Raw genomic sequence first — 15,680 nt, forward strand, 5'->3', positions numbered from 1 at the left:
GATGAGCCGCAAGCCAGTCATGTCCGACGTTGCCCGGCTCGCCGGTGTGTCACATCAGACGGTGTCACGAGTGATCAACGGGTCCAGCAGCATCCGGCCCGAAACCCGGGAGCGGGTGCAGCACGCCATCGCGCAGCTCGGGTACCGGCCCAACAGTGTGGCGCGTGCGCTGGTCACCAGTAAGTCCGGCATCATCGGCATCATCGGCAGTAGCACCGCCCAGTACGGCCCATCCAGCATCCAGCGCTCGGTCGAGGAATCGGCCCGTGAGGCGGGGTTCTTCTCCAGTTCGGTGACGCTGGCCGCGGTGACCCGGCAGGAGATCCGGGGGGCGCTCGATCATCTGTCCCGTCTCGCGGTGGAAGCCATCGTCATGATCGCGGCCCAACAGGACGCCCTCAACGTGGTGTACTCCGAGGACTTCGGGGTCCCGGTGATCGTCGTCGAGGGTGACCTGTCCGGCTCCGGGCTGTCCGTCGGTGTCGACCAGGTCGGCGCGGCCCGCACCGCGACGCAACACCTCATCGACCTCGGGCACACCGAGATTGCCCACGTCGCCGGTCCGGACGGCTGGCCGGAGGCCGCGGGACGCACCAAGGGCTACCTCGATGCGATGCTGGCCGCCCGGTTGGCCCCACGCCCGGAGCACAAGGGCGACTGGAGCGCCGCCCGCGGCTATGCCCTCGGCCGTGAGGTCGCCGCCGACCGGGACCTCACAGCAGTTTTCGCCGCCAACGATCACATGGCCATCGGGGTGCTGCATGCGCTGGCCGAGGCGGGCCGCCGGGTACCCGAGGACATCAGCGTGGTGGGGTTCGACGACATCCCCGAGGCCCCGTACCTCATCCCGGCGCTCACCACCATCCGGCAGGATTTCGCGGCGGTCGGCCACCAGGCCATCGCCATGGTGAAGGCCCAGCTGACCGGCATCGAATGCGAAACTTCCTTGCTCCCTTCGGATCTGGTGATTCGCGAGAGCACCGCTGCACCCAGGACGGACTAGTGCACACAGACCAACGCACCGTCCATGGCGTCGAATACACCCTGGCAGACGGGCCGGCCCGCGCAGTCATCACCGGCGTCGGCGCGGCCATCAGAGCGCTGGCGGTCGGCGGCGTCGACCTGACGCCGGGATACCGTGGCGATCGGCTGCGGCCGTTCTACTCCGGCACCGTGCTGGCGCCCTGGCCGAACCGGGTGCGCGACGCCAGGTGGGTCTACCGCGGCAGCACCCAGCTCCTCGACGTCACCGAACCGCAACGCGATAACGCGCTACACGGCCTGTTGTGCTTTACCGAATACCGTCTGATGGAGCAGACCGCCACCACGGTGATGCTTGGTGCGCAGGTCTTTCCGCAGCACGGGTATCCGTTCCATCTGGACACCACGGTGCTCTACCGGCTGGCCGAGGACGGGCTGCGTGCCACGCACACCGTCGAGAACCTGGGATCCGATCCGGCTCCGGTCGCGCTGGGCACACACCCGTTCCTGTGCATCGGCGGTGTCCCGACATCCGAGTTGACCCTGACCGTCTCGGCCGACACCCATATCGACGTCGACGAACGCCTGAATCCGACCGGCACCAGCCCGGTGCAGGGCAGCTACTGGGATCTGCGGGTCGGCCGCCGGGTGGCGGATCTCGATCTCGACGACGCCTGGACGGGACTGCACATCACCGACGGTGGCAGTGTGCACTCGCTACGGGCGCCCGACGGTCAAACCGTATCCCTGTGGGCTGACCAGCAATTCGGGTACATCCAGGTGTTCACCACGCGCCGGTACCCGGTGGGCGACCAGTTCGTCACCGCGGTGGCCGTCGAACCGATGACCGCGCCCGCCGACGCGCTCAACAGCGGCGAGGGCCTGCGCTGGCTGGAGCCCGGCGACAGTTGGTCGGCGTCGTGGTCGATCCGCTACCGGGCCGGCAGTCAGTAGACGCGGCGCGCCGCCGCACTGGGAATCGCGTACAGGAAGTCGGGTTCGGGAAATCCGCTGTCCCGGGCGGCTCGACGGGCCGCCTCGATGACGAAGCCGACCCGGTCCGACCGGATGAGGGCCAGCGCCGACCCGCCGAAGCCGCCGCCGATCATCCGTGCCCCGAGTGCCCCGGCCGCCAGCGCGGCGTCCACCGCGGTGTCGAGTTCCGGCGAGCTGACCACCAGGTCGTCACGCAGCGAGGCGTGCGACGCGGTGAGAAGCGGCCCGACGGCGGCGATCTCGCCCGAGCGCAGGGCGGTGGCGGCGCCGGCGACCCGGCGGATCTCGGTCAGCACGTGCCGTAGCACCCGCCGCAGCGCCGGGTCGTCGGCGTCGGCGCAGTTGAGCACCGCGTCCACATCGTCGTTGTCGTACAGCGCGGTGCGCGGGATCCGTGCACACACCCGTTCCACGCGGGAGCGCCGCAGACCGTAGCCGCCGTCGACCAGCCGGTGCGCGGCATTGGTGTTGATCACCAGCAGCGCCAATCCGGAGGGCCGGCAGTCGAACGGCAGGTGTTCGGCCCCGAAGGTGCTGCAATCCAGCAGCATCGCGTGTCCGGGCCTGGCGCGTAAGGCCACCGACTGGTCCATTCCGCCGGTGGCGGCGCCTACCACGACGTTCTCGGCGGTGATGCAGTCACGGGCCAGGGTGCGCCGGCCGGCGTCATCGGTCGCCGCACCGAACAACTCGGCGATCGCCAGGGCCGTGGCCGACTCCAGCGCGGCCGAGCTGGACAGGCCCGCGCCCTGCGGCACCGACGAGTGCACCGCGATGTCCAGCCCGGGGATGCGGGCGATGGTGTCGTGGTAGGTCATCGCCCACGGCACACCGGCCACGTAACCAGCCCAGCCGCGGGGCTGCCGGGGCGCGATCTCGGCACCGCTGCCCTCCCAGCCGTCGTCATGGCCGGTGGACACCATCCGCAGCCGGTCATGATTGTGCACCCGAACGGCGACCGCGGTGGCGTACGGCAGCGCGAAGGGCATGACCTTGGCGCCGATGTAGTCGATGTGCTCGCCGATCAGGTTCACCCGACCGGGCGCCACCCACACGCCGTCGGGCCCGCCGCCGAACCGGTGCTGGAACAGTTCGGCCGCCCGGTCGCAGAGCTCTTCGTGGGCAACGGGTTCCACCATGTTCAGCCTGTTCACGACGCGACGGACCGTTGAGGTTCTCATGCCACCTCCCGCAGCCGATCGGCGATGCGCTCCGGTGTGGTGTCGCTGATCCACGCGCCCATCCCCGATTCCGAACCGGCCAGATACTTCATCCGGCCCGGCGACCGCATGAGCGAGAACAGTTGCAGGTGCAACCGCGCGTAGGCCCGGTCGGGACCGATCGGTGCCTGATGCCAGGCCGCGATATAGGGAGTCTGTGCCACCCCGTCGAAGAAGCGGTCCACCCGGGCCAGCAAGTTCAGGTAGACCGCGGCCAACTCCTCGCGTTCGGGCCCCGACAGTGCCGGGAAGTCGGGCACATCGCGGTGCGGAATCAGCTGGATCTCCAGCGGCCAGCGTGCCGCGGCGGGCACGAAGGCGGTCCAGTGTTCGCCGGCGACGAGCAACCGGCGCCCGGAATGCTGCTCGGCGGCAAGGACATCGGCCATCAGGTTGCGACCGGTGGCCGCAGCGTGCCTGCGGGCCTGTTCCACCAGGGCGCGGGTCCGCGCCGGCTGGAACGGATAGGCGTAGATCTGGCCGTGTGGATGCGTCAGCGTCACCCCGATCTCGCGGCCGCGGTTCTCGAAGCAGAACACCTGCTGCACCCCGGGTATCTCGGAGAGTTCGGCGGTGCGGTCGGCCCACGCCTCGATGACGGTCCGGGCCCGCCGATGCCCCAACTCGGCGAAACTGGCGTGCGGATCGCTGGTGAAGCACACCACCTCGCAACTGCCCCGGCCCGGGGCTTGCGGCCACAGCGGCTCCCCGTCGACCAGCGACGCCGTCGGGACCGCGTGTTCCGACAGGGCCGGAAACCGGTTCTCGAACACCACGACGTCGTAGTCGGCCGCCGGGATCTCGGTGGCCGGCGAGCCCGCCCGAGTGGGCGCCAGTGGTGAGGCGTCGGCAGCGGGCAGGAAGGTCCGGTCCATCCGTTGGGCGGCGATGGTGACCCACTCGCCGGTCAGCACGTCATACCGCAGGTGCGAGTCCGCCACCATCGGCTCGAGGTTTCTGGTGTCGGTCAGTCCACCCGTGCGCCGCATCCTGCCGTCGGCGGCGAGTTCGTCGAAGTAGATGAGGCGACGCCCGTCGGCCAGGGTGGTGACCGTCTTGCCGACCATGGCCGATAAGGGAGATGGCAAGGTGGGCACCGGGTTTATCTCCCGCCCCTGCGCTTGTTGTAGATGTCGAAGCCGACGGCGGCCAGCAGCACCAGACCCTTGATGACCTGCTGGACATCGCTGCCGATGCCGATGATCGACATCCCGTTGTTCAGCACGCCGAGCACCAGGCCGCCGATGATGGCGCCGAACACGGTGCCCACCCCGCCGCTCGACGATGCCCCGCCGATGAACGCGGCGGCAATGGCTTCCAGTTCGAAGTTGATACCGGCCTGCGGCGTCGCGGAATTCAGCCGGGCGGCGAACAACAGCCCGGCCACCGCGGCGAGCATTCCCATGTTGACGAACACCAGCAGGGTGACGCGTTTGTTGCGGACCCCGGACAGGCTGGCGGCCGCGGCGTTACCGCCCACCGCGTACACCTGGCGCCCGAATACGGTGTTGCGCATCATGAAGGCGTAGACCAGGGTCAGCACCACCAGGATGATGCCGACGATCGGAACGCCGCGGTAACTGGCCAACAGCAGGGTGACCGCGGCCAGTGCTGCGACGATGCCGACGCACTTCGCAATGAACAGCGTCTTGCTCGAAACCTGTTGTCCGTAGCGCAATTGGGCACGGCGCCGCCGGATCTGCATGACGACGGTGGCCACCATGGCAATACCACCCAGGATGACGGTGGGCCAGTGATACAGCGCGGCGTTGCCGAGTTCGGGCAGGAAGCCGCTGCTGATCTGCTCCAGGCCGCGCGGCATCGGCGCGATCGACTGTCCCTCGAGCAGGTATTGGGTGGCGCCGCGGAACACCAGCATGCCGCCGAGTGTCACGATGAACGACGGGATACCGACGTAGGCGATCCAGAAGCCCTGCCAGGCCCCGATGAGGGCCCCCATCCCGATGCACAGCAGCGTCGCCAGCAGCCAGGGCATGTCGTTGCGCACCATGAGGACACCGGCCATCGCGCCGGTGAAGGCGGCCACCGACCCGACCGAAAGGTCGATGTGGCCGTTGATGATCACGATGACCATCCCGATGGCCAGCACCAGGATGTAGCCGTTCTGCTGGATGATGTTGGTGACGTTCAGCGGTTTGAGCACGATGCCGCCGGTCCAGACCTGGAACAGCAGCAGGATGGCGATGAGCGCCACGACCATGCCCGACTGCCGCACATGCGACATCAGGAACCGGGAGACCGCATTTCCGCCGCGGGTGGGCGCGCTGGAATCGTCCGGACGCTGCGGTGCGGCGCTGCCCGGTGACGTTTGTTTGGTGGTGATGGTCACGCGGAGCCTTTCATCATGTGGTGCATGAGGTTTTCCTGGGTCGCTTCCGAGCGCGGCACTTCACCGGTCAACCGCCCCTGGCTGAGGGTGTAGATCCGGTCGCAGAGGCCCAGTAACTCGGGAAGTTCGGAGGAGATGACGAGCACCGCCTTCCCGCGGGCGGCGAGTTCGTTGATGAGCACGTAGATCTCGTGCTTGGCACCGACATCGATACCGCGGGTCGGCTCGTCGAGGATGAGGACGTCGGGGTCGGTGAACAGCCACTTGCTGAGCACCACTTTCTGCTGATTACCGCCGGACAGCTTGCCGGTGGCGGTCTGCACCGAATCGGTCTTGATCCGCATCGAGGCGCGGAACTGCTCGCCGATGCGCGTCTCCTCGTGGTGGTCGATCACCGACCGGCGGCTGACCTTGTCCAGCGACGCCAGGCTGATGCTGGTGGCGATGCTGTCCATCAGGTTCAGCCCCAAGGTCTTCCGGTCCTCGGTGGCGTAGGCGATCCCGTTGTCGATCGCGCGTGGCACGGTGCTGGTGTCGATCTCGCGCTCACCCTTGAAGACTTTGCCGCCGACGTACCGACCGTAGGATCGGCCGAACACGCTCATCGCGAGTTCGGTGCGGCCGGCGCCCATCAGCCCGGCGATACCGACGATCTCACCGGCCCGGACATTGAGGGTGACATCGTCGACGACCTTGCGTTGCTGGTCAATCGGGTGCAGCACGGTCCAATTCGCCACCGAGAACACCACGTCGCCGATCTCGCACCCCTCCCGGGACGGGAACCGGTCGACCAGATCGCGCCCGACCATGGCGCGCACGATCTTGTCCTCGGTGAGCTGCGCGTCGACCGGCACGGTGTCGATGGTGCGGCCGTCCCGCAGCGTCGTCACGCAGTCGGCCACCTGCATCACCTCATTGAGCTTGTGCGAGATGATGATCGAGGTGATGCCGTGCTCGCGCAGCTCCACGATGAGGTCGAGCAGGTGCATGCTGTCGGCATCGTTGAGCGCGGCCGTCGGTTCGTCGAGGATGAGCAGCCGCACATCCTTGGACAGCGCCTTGGCGATCTCGACGAGCTGCTGCTTGCCGACGCCGAGGTCGGAGACCCGGGTCTGCGGGCTCTCCCGCAGACCCACGCGGTCCAGCAGCGTCTGCGCCTCGTGCAGCGTCCGGTCCCAGTCGATCACCCCGCGGTGCGCGATCTCGTTGCCCAGGAACATATTCTCGGCGATCGACAGGTACGGCACCAACGCGAGTTCCTGGTGGATGATCGCGATACCGCAGCGCTCGCTGGAGCGGATGTCCCGGAACTCGCACGGCTTGCCGTCGAAGAAGATCTCGCCGTCGTAGCTGCCGTGCGGGTACACCCCGCTGAGCACCTTCATCAGCGTCGACTTGCCCGCACCGTTCTCCCCGCAGATCGCGTGGATGGCCCCGGCCCGCACCGTCAGGTCCACCCCGGACAGCGCCTTCACACCGGGGAATTCCTTGGTGATGCCGCGCATCTCCAACAGCGGCGGGGCCGTCACTGAATCTGATCCTTGGTGTAGTAGCCGGAGTCGATCAGCACCTTCTGGTAGTTGGACTTGTCGACGCTGACCGGGTCCAGCAGGTAGGAGGGCACGATCTTGCTGCCGTTGTTGTAGCTCTTGGTGTCGTTGACCACCGGTGTGCCGCCGGTCAGCACGGCATCGGATTCCTGCACCGCCGCCTTGGCGAGCTCCCGGGTGTCCTTGAAGACCGTCTGGGTCTGCTCGCCGGACACGATGGACTGCACCGACGCCAGCTCGGCGTCCTGGCCGGTGACAATCGGCAGGGGCTTGGCGGCGTTACCGTAGCCGGAGCTCTTGAGCGCCGAGATGACGCCGCGCGAGATGCCGTCGTACGGCGAGAGCACCGCGTCCAACCGGGCGGTGGTGTAGGCCTGGCTCAGCAGGTTGTCCATCCTGGACTGCGCCAGCCCGCCGTCCCAGCGCAAGGTGGCGACCTGGTCGAACGAGGTCTGTCCGCTGCGGACCACCAGCTTGCCGCTGTCGATGTAGGGCTTGAGCACGCTCATCGCGCCGTCGAAGAAGAAGGTGGCGTTGTTGTCGTCGGGCGAGCCGGCGAACAGTTCGATGTTGAACGGCCCGGCACCGCCGGCGAGGTTCAGCTTGTCGACGATGTATTTGGCCTGCAGCACACCGACTTTGAAGTTGTCGAAGGTGGCGTAGTAGTTGACGTTGGGGGTGCCCTTGATCAACCGGTCATAGCTGATCACCGGGATGTGGGCGTCGGCGGCTCGCTGCAGGGTGTTGGTCAGCGAGGAACCGTCGATCGGCGCGATCACCAGCAGTTGGACACCCTTGGTGATCATGTTCTCGATCTGGGAGACCTGGTTCTGCACGACGTCGTCGCCGTACTGCAGGTCGGTCTGGTAGCCCAGGGCCTTGAATTGGTCGACCATGTTCTGGCCGTCGGCAACCCAGCGTTCGGAGGACTTGGTCGGCATGGCGATGCCGATGGTGCCTTTCTGGGATGTGCTGCCCCCGGCGCTCTCGGTGGAGCGGCCGCAGCCGATCAACGCCAGGGCGGCGGCCATCAGCACGGCCACCCACCAGCTCAGTTTTCGCATGTTTCCTCCTGCAGACACGTGGACGCGCTCAGCGCGGCGGGCCTGGCCCGCTCATCTCGGCCGCAACATCCAAATGTGAACGTTAACACTCCGCCGTACGAGTATGTGAGCCAACTCACTCGTTGTCAATGGAGCCTGCCATATCACCAGAAAGGTGCCTAACAAGCGGTTGCGGGGTGGCACGAAACGTGGCCGCGCAAGTCTGTGAATGTGAGCTTTAACAAATTTCGTCCACCCACCGCCGGCGCGGGAACCCATCCGGGCTGAGACCCGCGCCGAATGCCGATGTGAGACCAATCGAGGGCGGCCGCCGATGTACAACCACGAACCTTTGGGTGGACTGAGCGTGCTGGACGTTAGGCTACCGCTCGTGAGCGCCGATCTCGACGTGTTGTTGCGCGGGGTGGCCCGTGGCGACGCCGAGGCATTCGCCGAGTTCTACGACCACACCCGAGCCCGGGTGTATGGACTGGTCGTCCGGGTGTTGCGCGACCCCGGCTACAGCGAAGAGACCACCCAGGAGATCTACCTGCAGGTGTGGCACAACGCCGACTCGTACGACCCGACGGCGGGCTCGCCGCTGTCATGGCTGATGACGCTGGCACACCGGCGGGCGGTGGACCGGGTGCGCGCCGAGCAGTCGGCCAGTCAACGCGAGTCCCGCTACGGCGCGGCCAACCTCGACACCCCGGCCGACCATGTCGCCGATTCGGTGATCACCGCCGACGAGCATCGCCGGGTGGTGGATTGTCTGGGGTCGCTGACCGATGTGCAGCGCGAGTGCATCGACATGGCCTACTACGGCGGGCTCACCTATCGGGAAGTGTCGGAACGCCTTTCGGCCAACTTGGCCACGATAAAATCCAGGATGCGCGACGGTCTGCGCGCATTGCGTAGTTGTCTGGGGACCGCATGACCGAACCGGTTGAGCACGAGGTGATGACGCTGGCGACGCCGTACGCGTTGCACGCCGTCGACGACGGCGAGGTCGAGCGGCACCTGGCCGACGCGCCGCCGGAGGTGGCCCGCCGGTTCGCTGAAGAGGTGGTCGCCGTGCGCGAGGCCATGGCCCGGGCGTCGGCCGCGACCGCCGTGGAGCCGCCGGCCGAACTGCGCGCCAGGATCCTTGCCGCGATCGATCCGGCGCGCGTGCAGCCGCTGCGGCCCAAGCGCTGGCGCACCGCGGTGCTGGCGGCCGCGGCCGCCATCGTCGTCGCCGCGGGTGGTGTCGGGATCGGCATCGCGCTGCGGCCCTCGACGCCCCCGCCGACCACCGCGCAACAGGTGTTCGCCGCTCCCGACGTACGCACCACGTCCGGACCGATTCCCACCGGCGGCACCGCCACGGTGGTGTTCTCCAAGGAACGCAACGCCGGCGTGCTCGTGATGAACAACGTCGCCCCGCCGGCACCCGGCACCGTCTACCAGATGTGGCTGCTGCGCAGCACCGGACCGCAGTCGGCGGGCACCATGGACCAGGCCGCGGTGGCACCGTCGACCACCGCGGTGCTGCCCGACCTGGGCGACGCCACCGCGCTGGCGTTCACCGTCGAGCCCGGGTCCGGTTCCAGCACGCCGACCACGCCGATCTTCGCCGAGCTGCCGCTGACGTAGGTCCGCGGGCCCGGCTTCGGTAAGCTTCCACCGTCCCTGGCCCCCGTAGCTCAGGGGATAGAGCACGGCTCTCCTAAAGCCGGTGTCGCAGGTTCGAATCCTGCCGGGGGCACTTTTTCCTTGTATTACCTCGGTTGATGGGTGACATTTCTATTCCGGCTGATGGTTGACGTTGTTTCGGCTGATGCTTGTCAGTTGCTTCGGTTGATCCTTGACACTCCCTAGATGAGGGAGTTGAGCGTGGCTGAGCAGCGGTATCAGGCTGTGTTGGCGGTGATCAGCGATGGGTTATCGATCTCGCAGGTCGCCTCGAAGGTGGCGGTGTCGCGGCAGACGCTGCACTCGTGGTTGGCTCGGTATGAGGCCGAGGGTCTCGAGGGCTTGATGGATCGGTCGCACCGGCCGGTGTCGTGTCCGCATCAGATGCCGGCCGAGGTGGAAGCCCGGTTGTTGGAGTTGCGGCGCTCACGCCCGTATTGGGGGCCGCGGCGGTTGGTGTTCGAGTTGGCCAAGCGCGGTGTGGTGCCGGTGCCCTCCGAATCGGCGGCGTATCGGGCGTTGGTGCGGGCGCAGATGATTGATCCGCATGCTCGGGATCGGCGGTCGCGGAAGTGGAAACGCTGGGAACGCGCGGCGGCGATGGAGTTGTGGCAGATGGATGTCGTGGGTGGTTTCCCGCTGGCTGATGGCACCTCGGCCAAGGCGTTGACCGGGGTCGATGATCATTCCCGGATGTGCGTGTGTGCGAGGTTGATGGCCCGGGAGCGCACGCGTGCGGTGTGTGACGGGTTGCGTGATGCGTTGCAGACTTACGGGGTTCCGAGTCAGATTCTGACCGATAACGGCCGGGTGTTCACCGGCCGGTTCAACCATCCGCCGGTGGAGGTGCTCTTTGATGCGATCTGCCGCAAGCACGGTATCGAGCACCTGTTGACCCAGCCACGGTCACCGACCACGACCGGCAAGATCGAGCGTTTTCATCGGAGCCTTCGAGCGGAGTTCCTCAGCGCAAGAGCACCATTCAGAAACCTCAAGGTTGCCCAACAGGCGCTCGATGAGTGGGTGGCGTTCTACAACACTGCACGTCCGCACCAGGCCCTGCAGATGGACACCCCGGCCTCCCGGTTCACCGCGGCGGAGGCAGCCGATGCGCCTGTGGCGTCGGCGCCGGCTCCCGAAGGATTGCGTGGTGAGCGCGCCGGCGCGGACTGGGTGAGTCGCCGCGTGACCACCAACGGTGTGGTGTGCGTGTCCTGGCAGCAGGTCAGCCTGGGCCGCCACTACGCCGGATCGCGGTGTGACGTGCATGTCGACGGTGAGCTGTTGCGGTTCTACATCGGCGACGTTCTGGTCAAGACTGCTGCGCGGACCAGTACCGGCAAGGTACGAAACAAACGGGCACTGCGCACCAGCACAGAGCCTTAACCACAAACACCGAGTGTCAAGGATCAACCGCAACAGATCCGTCAAGCATCAACCGGAGCCCAACAGGGGCACTTTTTCCTGTATGACGTCGGGTGATGCTTGACGTTTGTCGTCGGGTGATGGGCTACAGGGTTCATCGGTGGGTCGGCTGATGCTTTACACCTGTGTCGGTTGATCCTTGACACTCCCTGAATGAGGGAGTTGAGCGTGGTGCCCGCCGATGTGGAGGCGGTTGTGCTGAGTTGCGCCGGTCTCGCCCGTATTGGGGTCCGCGGCGGTTGGTGTTCGAACTGACCAACGCAAGGTGTGCCCGGTGCCCTCGGAATCGGCGGTGTACCGGACATTGGTGCGGGCCGGGTTGATGGTCGCGGGACCGGCGCTCACGCAAGTGGGAACGCTGGGAGCGCGGCGCGCCGATGGAGTTGTGGCAGATGGATATCGTCGGCGGGTTCCGGCTGGCCGACGGCACCAGCGCCAAGGCGTTGACCGGGATCGACGACCATTCGTGGATGTGCGTCTGCGCGACGTTGATCGCCCGCGAACGCACCCGCGCGGTGTGTGATGGGCTGCGGGCCGAATTCCTTGCGGTGTTGTCCCCCGGGCGGATAGAGCATCGAGGACGTCGAACCGGCAACCGCGCACCGGATCGACTGATCCAACTACCGTCGGCTCTACCAGTACTACGGCCACATCGCACCAGCCGAACTCGAGACATCTACCCCGCTCAACGACCAGGCAAGCCGCGGGCTGAGCTCTCACATCCGGAAGCCTCGGAACTCACCGGAGAATTCACGTGGCCTCAAGACGAATTGCCGGTTCGTCGATATCAACCCGTAGAACAGGCACCCCAGATATCCACAATCAAATGCAGGGCCTAAAAAATGCGAACTTGACCGGTAGACAGTTCTGGAACAGTCTCGGTACGCCGATCTTCGGCAATCCCACCTTGACGGACGATACCGCCTGCGCGGCGTCCGCAACCCTCGACATTGCGTTCACACTCGTCTTCGCAATGCTTGTTCCGCCGCTTCCACCCACCGAGCCCAACGCTTTGCTCACGTAGTACACGGCATCGGCGGCATCACTGATCCCGCCGACGACGCTGGTAGGGATATCTATGGCCGAGTTGGCGACACTGAACACGTCCTTGGCTGCTCCGATCCCGGACGGTATCTGGCCATACTGCTGTGCCACCTGCGCGGCATCACTCCATTGCTGCGCGGTCACACCGGCGACGGCCGGAGCCTGGGCCTTGCTGAACGCCGCGGCCAGTGCACTACGACACTCGCCGGTTCCCGCGTCGCGCACCTCGCTCCTTTTGCACGTCCACGAGACACAGTTGCCGTTGAACTCCGACTGGCCGGCCACACAGTCGGCCGAACCGGGAGCAGCCGTGATCACCCCGATGACGGTCAACGGTGTGAAGGCAGCCAGCGCAGCGGCCGCATAGCGACCGGACGAGTTAGCCATGGTCCACTCCTCGAAATGCCGGTATCGCGACGTGCTTAGGAGCTGCAATCGCGGGCGCCCGGCACGTAACGCCCGCGCCGCCAGACACTGGCGGACAAGGGATCCCACTCAACGCGGCGGTGGGCACGGATTGTTCGGCGATCCGCATGGCGGAGGCGGGGGTGGCGGAGCTGCGTTCGAGACACCTGCTGCAACACCCAGCACCGCCGTGCTCAACCCCGCGATCAGCACGATAGAACCAAAGACGTTACGTAAGTTTCGCTTTGCGGACAAGATCTCACCTCTCGTCAAATCATTTGGACGACAATCAAACTAGCGGCGCGAGTTTGGCGCCTGCCGTGGTTCACTGTGATTTCCATATGTACTCGGCGCTCGCTCGATCCGTCTTCCCCGCCAGACCGACGGCCGCAGGTGTGGTGTACGCAGAGAAAGCTGCGCACACCACACCAGCTGCCTAGCGCAAGCCCGGGCCGCCAGGTCCCGGCGGCGGTGGATTGGGAGCCGGCGGACAGGGCATCAGAGGCGCGCAGCGGACGGGCGCAGGTGGACCACCAGGCCCCGGTGGAGGCGGCGGAGCGGCACTGGCTACTGCCGCCCCGAACCCCAACCCGGTCAATACAAGGCCGCCACATACCACTACGGCACCGCGCAGACTACTTCTTCGAACGCGCATCACACTTCCTTTCGGGTAGTTGTGCAAACCTTAATATCGGTTGCACCACAATGACTTTCGTACTATTGCGTAACATCAGTAGCACGACAACATCACGAAACACACGCTATGCCTTGCCTGTGCGCGAGCTCGTCGTGAGGTCAGAATCAGCTAGCGCACAACATGTTTCGGAACACATCCGATTCTTAGGCCGAGACGGGCGCCCACTCACACTGACCCCATACCGTTCCCCAAGTCCGCACCACATCGACAACAAGGAGCTCTTCATGACCAGTGCGACGACACGTGCTCGGCGGCTTGCCGCATCGGCAGGGATATTCGGCCTCCTGACGGTGGGCGCGGTCGGATTCGGATCTGCCACCGCCTCAGCGTTCCCCGGACCGCCAGGACCACCCGGGCCGGGACCGGGCCCCGGGCTGTGCATCCCGCTACTGCCGTGCGCCGGTCCACCGCCCCTTCCGATGCCGGGTGGACCTGGTCCCGCGCCGGCGCCGTTCGGTTTGCCCATTCCCTTCTTGTGACCGAGCATGGCGGGTTTGTGCAATGCAGATTGCACAAACCCGCCTCCGGAAGGCCTTCAGATTGAGGCGGATTCCTCCTCTACTGCTGCGGTGACAGGTCATTGTGAAGCGGCAGAGTGACGGTGAACGTCGTGGCCGACGGAACGCTGTCGACGGTTATCGCTCCGCCGTGAGCGGACACGACCGCCGAAACGATGGCCAGCCCCAAACCCGTGCTGCCGCCGCGCCGCGAACGCGAGCTGTCGCCCCGGACGAATCGGCCGAAGATCTCTGACTGCTGTTCTGCCGGAATCCCCGGACCGTCATCGATAACCTTGATGGTCACCGCATCGAATTCCTGGGCAAGCACGGTCGTGATCGTCGTGCCGATTGGAGTGTGCACACGGGCATTGGACAGGAGATTTGCAAGCACTTGATGCAGCCGGCCCACGTCGCCCATCACGACCACCGGTTCTTCCGGCAGTTCCAAATTCCATTGATGGCCCGGCCCCGCCGCGTGGGCATCACTGACTGCATCGACGGCCAAGGCAGAGAGATCGACAGGTTCATACTCAAGCGGCCGGCCGGCATCCAGCCGCGCCAGTAGCAACAAATCTTCCACTAGTCTCGACATTCTCTTGGCTTCTGAGTCAATGCGGCTCATCGTGTGTGCCAATCGATCGGGTGATGGATCATGCTGACGTTGAACAAGTTCGGTGTAGCCCCGAATTGCGGCCAAGGGCGTGCGTAATTCGTGACTCGCGTCCGCGACGAACTGCCGCACACGTACCTCACTGGCATGTCGGGCCGTCATCGCTTCACTGATCCGGTGCAGCATTCGGTCAAAGGCTGCGCTCAGTCGCCCAACCTCGGTATACCGCGAGCCCGCTGTGCCCGCGTTCGGTGCCTCCGGCAGTGTCACCTCACCACGGTCCAGGTCGGAGTCCGCGATCCGCTGGGCGGTTGTCGCTACCGCCGACAGCGGCGCCAGCTGGCGTCGCAAGATCAATACCCCGGCAGCACTCGCGGTCGCCAGCGTGACCACACCGATCACGGTCAACATGCTGACCACGGCGAGCAGCGTGTTGTCCACCGGGCGTGTCGGCAGTCCTGTCATGATCGCCTCACCACCGGCACCTGGTGTGGTGATCAGGCGATAGCGACCTAACCCGTCTACAAAGTGAGACTCGGGGCGCACTGTAATCATTCCGACGAGTTCTGCGCGTGCCGCCGCAGTCACCTCTCGCAGGCTCCCGCTGTCGGTGATGACCGCTGCATCGAGCAACCGTCCGTTGTGATAAACGGCACCCAACGTACCGCTGGCCTGTCCTGGAGCGTTGAGGAAGAAAGGGCCGGGTCCTGACGGCCGATGTTCGTCCGGCATCGGCGGTGGTGGCCCCAGCGAAAACAACATCGAGGATCGCCAACCCGCTTCGACCACCTGATCGTCCAGCTGGGCCATCAGAAAGCGGTCCAGGGCCAACAGGACGCCGACACCAATTGCCGAGCAGGCCAACGCCAGCACCACCGTTTGTGCAGCCAGCAAACGCACTCGGAGGGACCAACTGCTCGGGTGGCTGACGCGCCAGAACAGGCGATGGTCGACGTCGGCCGCGCTTGCGTCAGACGCTGAACTCATGACTTTGTCACTCGCAGATCGTCATTGGCCCGGCTAGCACGAAACTGTGCCGAATTTAGGCCCCAGCTTTGAATTCTCCGCCGGCAGCCAACTCCTAACTTCCTCATACGTTTACAAAGGCATTCGCAGATTTGCGCGCCTGAGACTCACGCCATGACGCCACGGCCTTTCGACAGCCCTCCGACCTCGCTCGGGCCT

At 65.9% G+C, this 15,680-nt stretch carries 12 protein-coding genes, 1 tRNA gene and 1 pseudogene; 7 read left to right on the forward strand and 7 right to left on the reverse strand.

What is annotated here, in order from left to right; all coding sequences use genetic code 11:
• Position 1: 1 nt before the first annotated feature.
• Positions 2–1,003, forward strand: coding sequence for a LacI family DNA-binding transcriptional regulator (locus tag AWB94_RS33630; protein ID WP_062659475.1), 1,002 nt, complete (start codon positions 2–4; stop codon positions 1,001–1,003).
• Positions 1,003–1,935 carry an aldose 1-epimerase family protein gene (locus AWB94_RS33635; protein WP_062659476.1) on the forward strand — a complete coding sequence of 311 codons (933 nt, stop codon included), beginning with the start codon at positions 1,003–1,005 and terminating at the stop codon, positions 1,933–1,935. The genes AWB94_RS33630 and AWB94_RS33635 overlap by 1 nt, the downstream gene beginning before the upstream one ends.
• Here the strand turns inward: AWB94_RS33635 and galK are convergent.
• The 5 genes from galK to chvE are packed head-to-tail and all read right to left on the reverse strand — an operon-like array spanning position 1,929 to position 8,161.
• Entirely contained in the window at positions 1,929–3,158 is a 1,230-nt protein-coding gene (galK, locus tag AWB94_RS33640; RefSeq protein WP_234811982.1) for a galactokinase, read from the reverse strand. The two genes, AWB94_RS33635 and galK, sit on opposite strands and share 7 nt — an antisense overlap.
• Positions 3,155–4,264 (reverse strand): galactose-1-phosphate uridylyltransferase, encoded by a 1,110-nt coding sequence (gene galT / locus AWB94_RS33645; protein WP_062659477.1) that lies wholly within the window; start codon positions 4,262–4,264, stop codon positions 3,155–3,157. The genes galK and galT overlap by 4 nt, the downstream gene beginning before the upstream one ends.
• Positions 4,265–4,299: 35 nt before the next feature.
• Entirely contained in the window at positions 4,300–5,547 is a 1,248-nt protein-coding gene (gene mmsB / locus AWB94_RS33650) for a multiple monosaccharide ABC transporter permease (RefSeq protein WP_234811983.1), read from the reverse strand.
• Entirely contained in the window at positions 5,544–7,052 is a 1,509-nt protein-coding gene (gene mmsA / locus AWB94_RS33655) for a multiple monosaccharide ABC transporter ATP-binding protein (protein ID WP_062659514.1), read from the reverse strand. The genes mmsB and mmsA overlap by 4 nt, the downstream gene beginning before the upstream one ends.
• A gap of 20 nt (positions 7,053–7,072) precedes the next feature.
• Positions 7,073–8,161, reverse strand: coding sequence for a multiple monosaccharide ABC transporter substrate-binding protein (gene chvE, locus AWB94_RS33660; protein ID WP_062659478.1), 1,089 nt, complete (start codon positions 8,159–8,161; stop codon positions 7,073–7,075).
• Between the two features lie 313 nt (positions 8,162–8,474).
• On the opposite strand from chvE, the gene AWB94_RS33665 reads away from it, so the two are divergent.
• The 5 genes and pseudogenes from AWB94_RS33665 to AWB94_RS34435 form a co-directional block, all read left to right on the forward strand.
• On the forward strand, positions 8,475–9,077 hold the full coding sequence (locus AWB94_RS33665; RefSeq protein WP_109762589.1) for a sigma-70 family RNA polymerase sigma factor: 603 nt from the start codon (positions 8,475–8,477) through the stop codon (positions 9,075–9,077).
• The gene (locus tag AWB94_RS33670) at positions 9,074–9,775 is read left to right on the forward strand and encodes an anti-sigma factor (protein WP_062659479.1); all 702 of its coding nucleotides are present in this window, start codon (positions 9,074–9,076) and stop codon (positions 9,773–9,775) included. Before AWB94_RS33665 ends, AWB94_RS33670 begins: the two co-directional genes overlap by 4 nt.
• Before the next feature lie 39 nt (positions 9,776–9,814).
• Positions 9,815–9,887 (forward strand) — tRNA-Arg (locus tag AWB94_RS33675).
• A 113-nt stretch (positions 9,888–10,000) separates the two neighbouring features.
• Positions 10,001–11,200 carry an IS481 family transposase gene (locus AWB94_RS33680; RefSeq protein WP_062659480.1) on the forward strand — a complete coding sequence of 400 codons (1,200 nt, stop codon included), beginning with the start codon at positions 10,001–10,003 and terminating at the stop codon, positions 11,198–11,200.
• Between the two features lie 239 nt (positions 11,201–11,439).
• Positions 11,440–11,808: pseudogene (locus AWB94_RS34435) on the forward strand (transposase family protein); the annotation flags it as partial.
• A 253-nt stretch (positions 11,809–12,061) separates the two neighbouring features.
• On the opposite strand, the gene AWB94_RS33685 reads toward AWB94_RS34435, so the two are convergent.
• Together AWB94_RS33685 and AWB94_RS33700 are read right to left on the reverse strand one after the other, a co-directional pair.
• A complete protein-coding gene (locus tag AWB94_RS33685; RefSeq protein ID WP_062659481.1) occupies positions 12,062–12,670 on the reverse strand; it encodes a hypothetical protein in 609 nt (202 codons plus the stop codon).
• Positions 12,671–13,943: 1,273 nt separating this feature from the next.
• Positions 13,944–15,482: a sensor histidine kinase gene (locus AWB94_RS33700; protein ID WP_084395482.1), complete on the reverse strand. Its 1,539-nt coding sequence runs from the start codon at positions 15,480–15,482 to the stop codon at positions 13,944–13,946.
• Positions 15,483–15,680: the final 198 nt, after the last annotated feature.

Origin of the sequence: Mycolicibacterium canariasense (assembly GCF_002101555.1) — a bacterium.
GTDB classification, from domain to species: domain Bacteria; phylum Actinomycetota; class Actinomycetes; order Mycobacteriales; family Mycobacteriaceae; genus Mycobacterium; species Mycobacterium canariasense.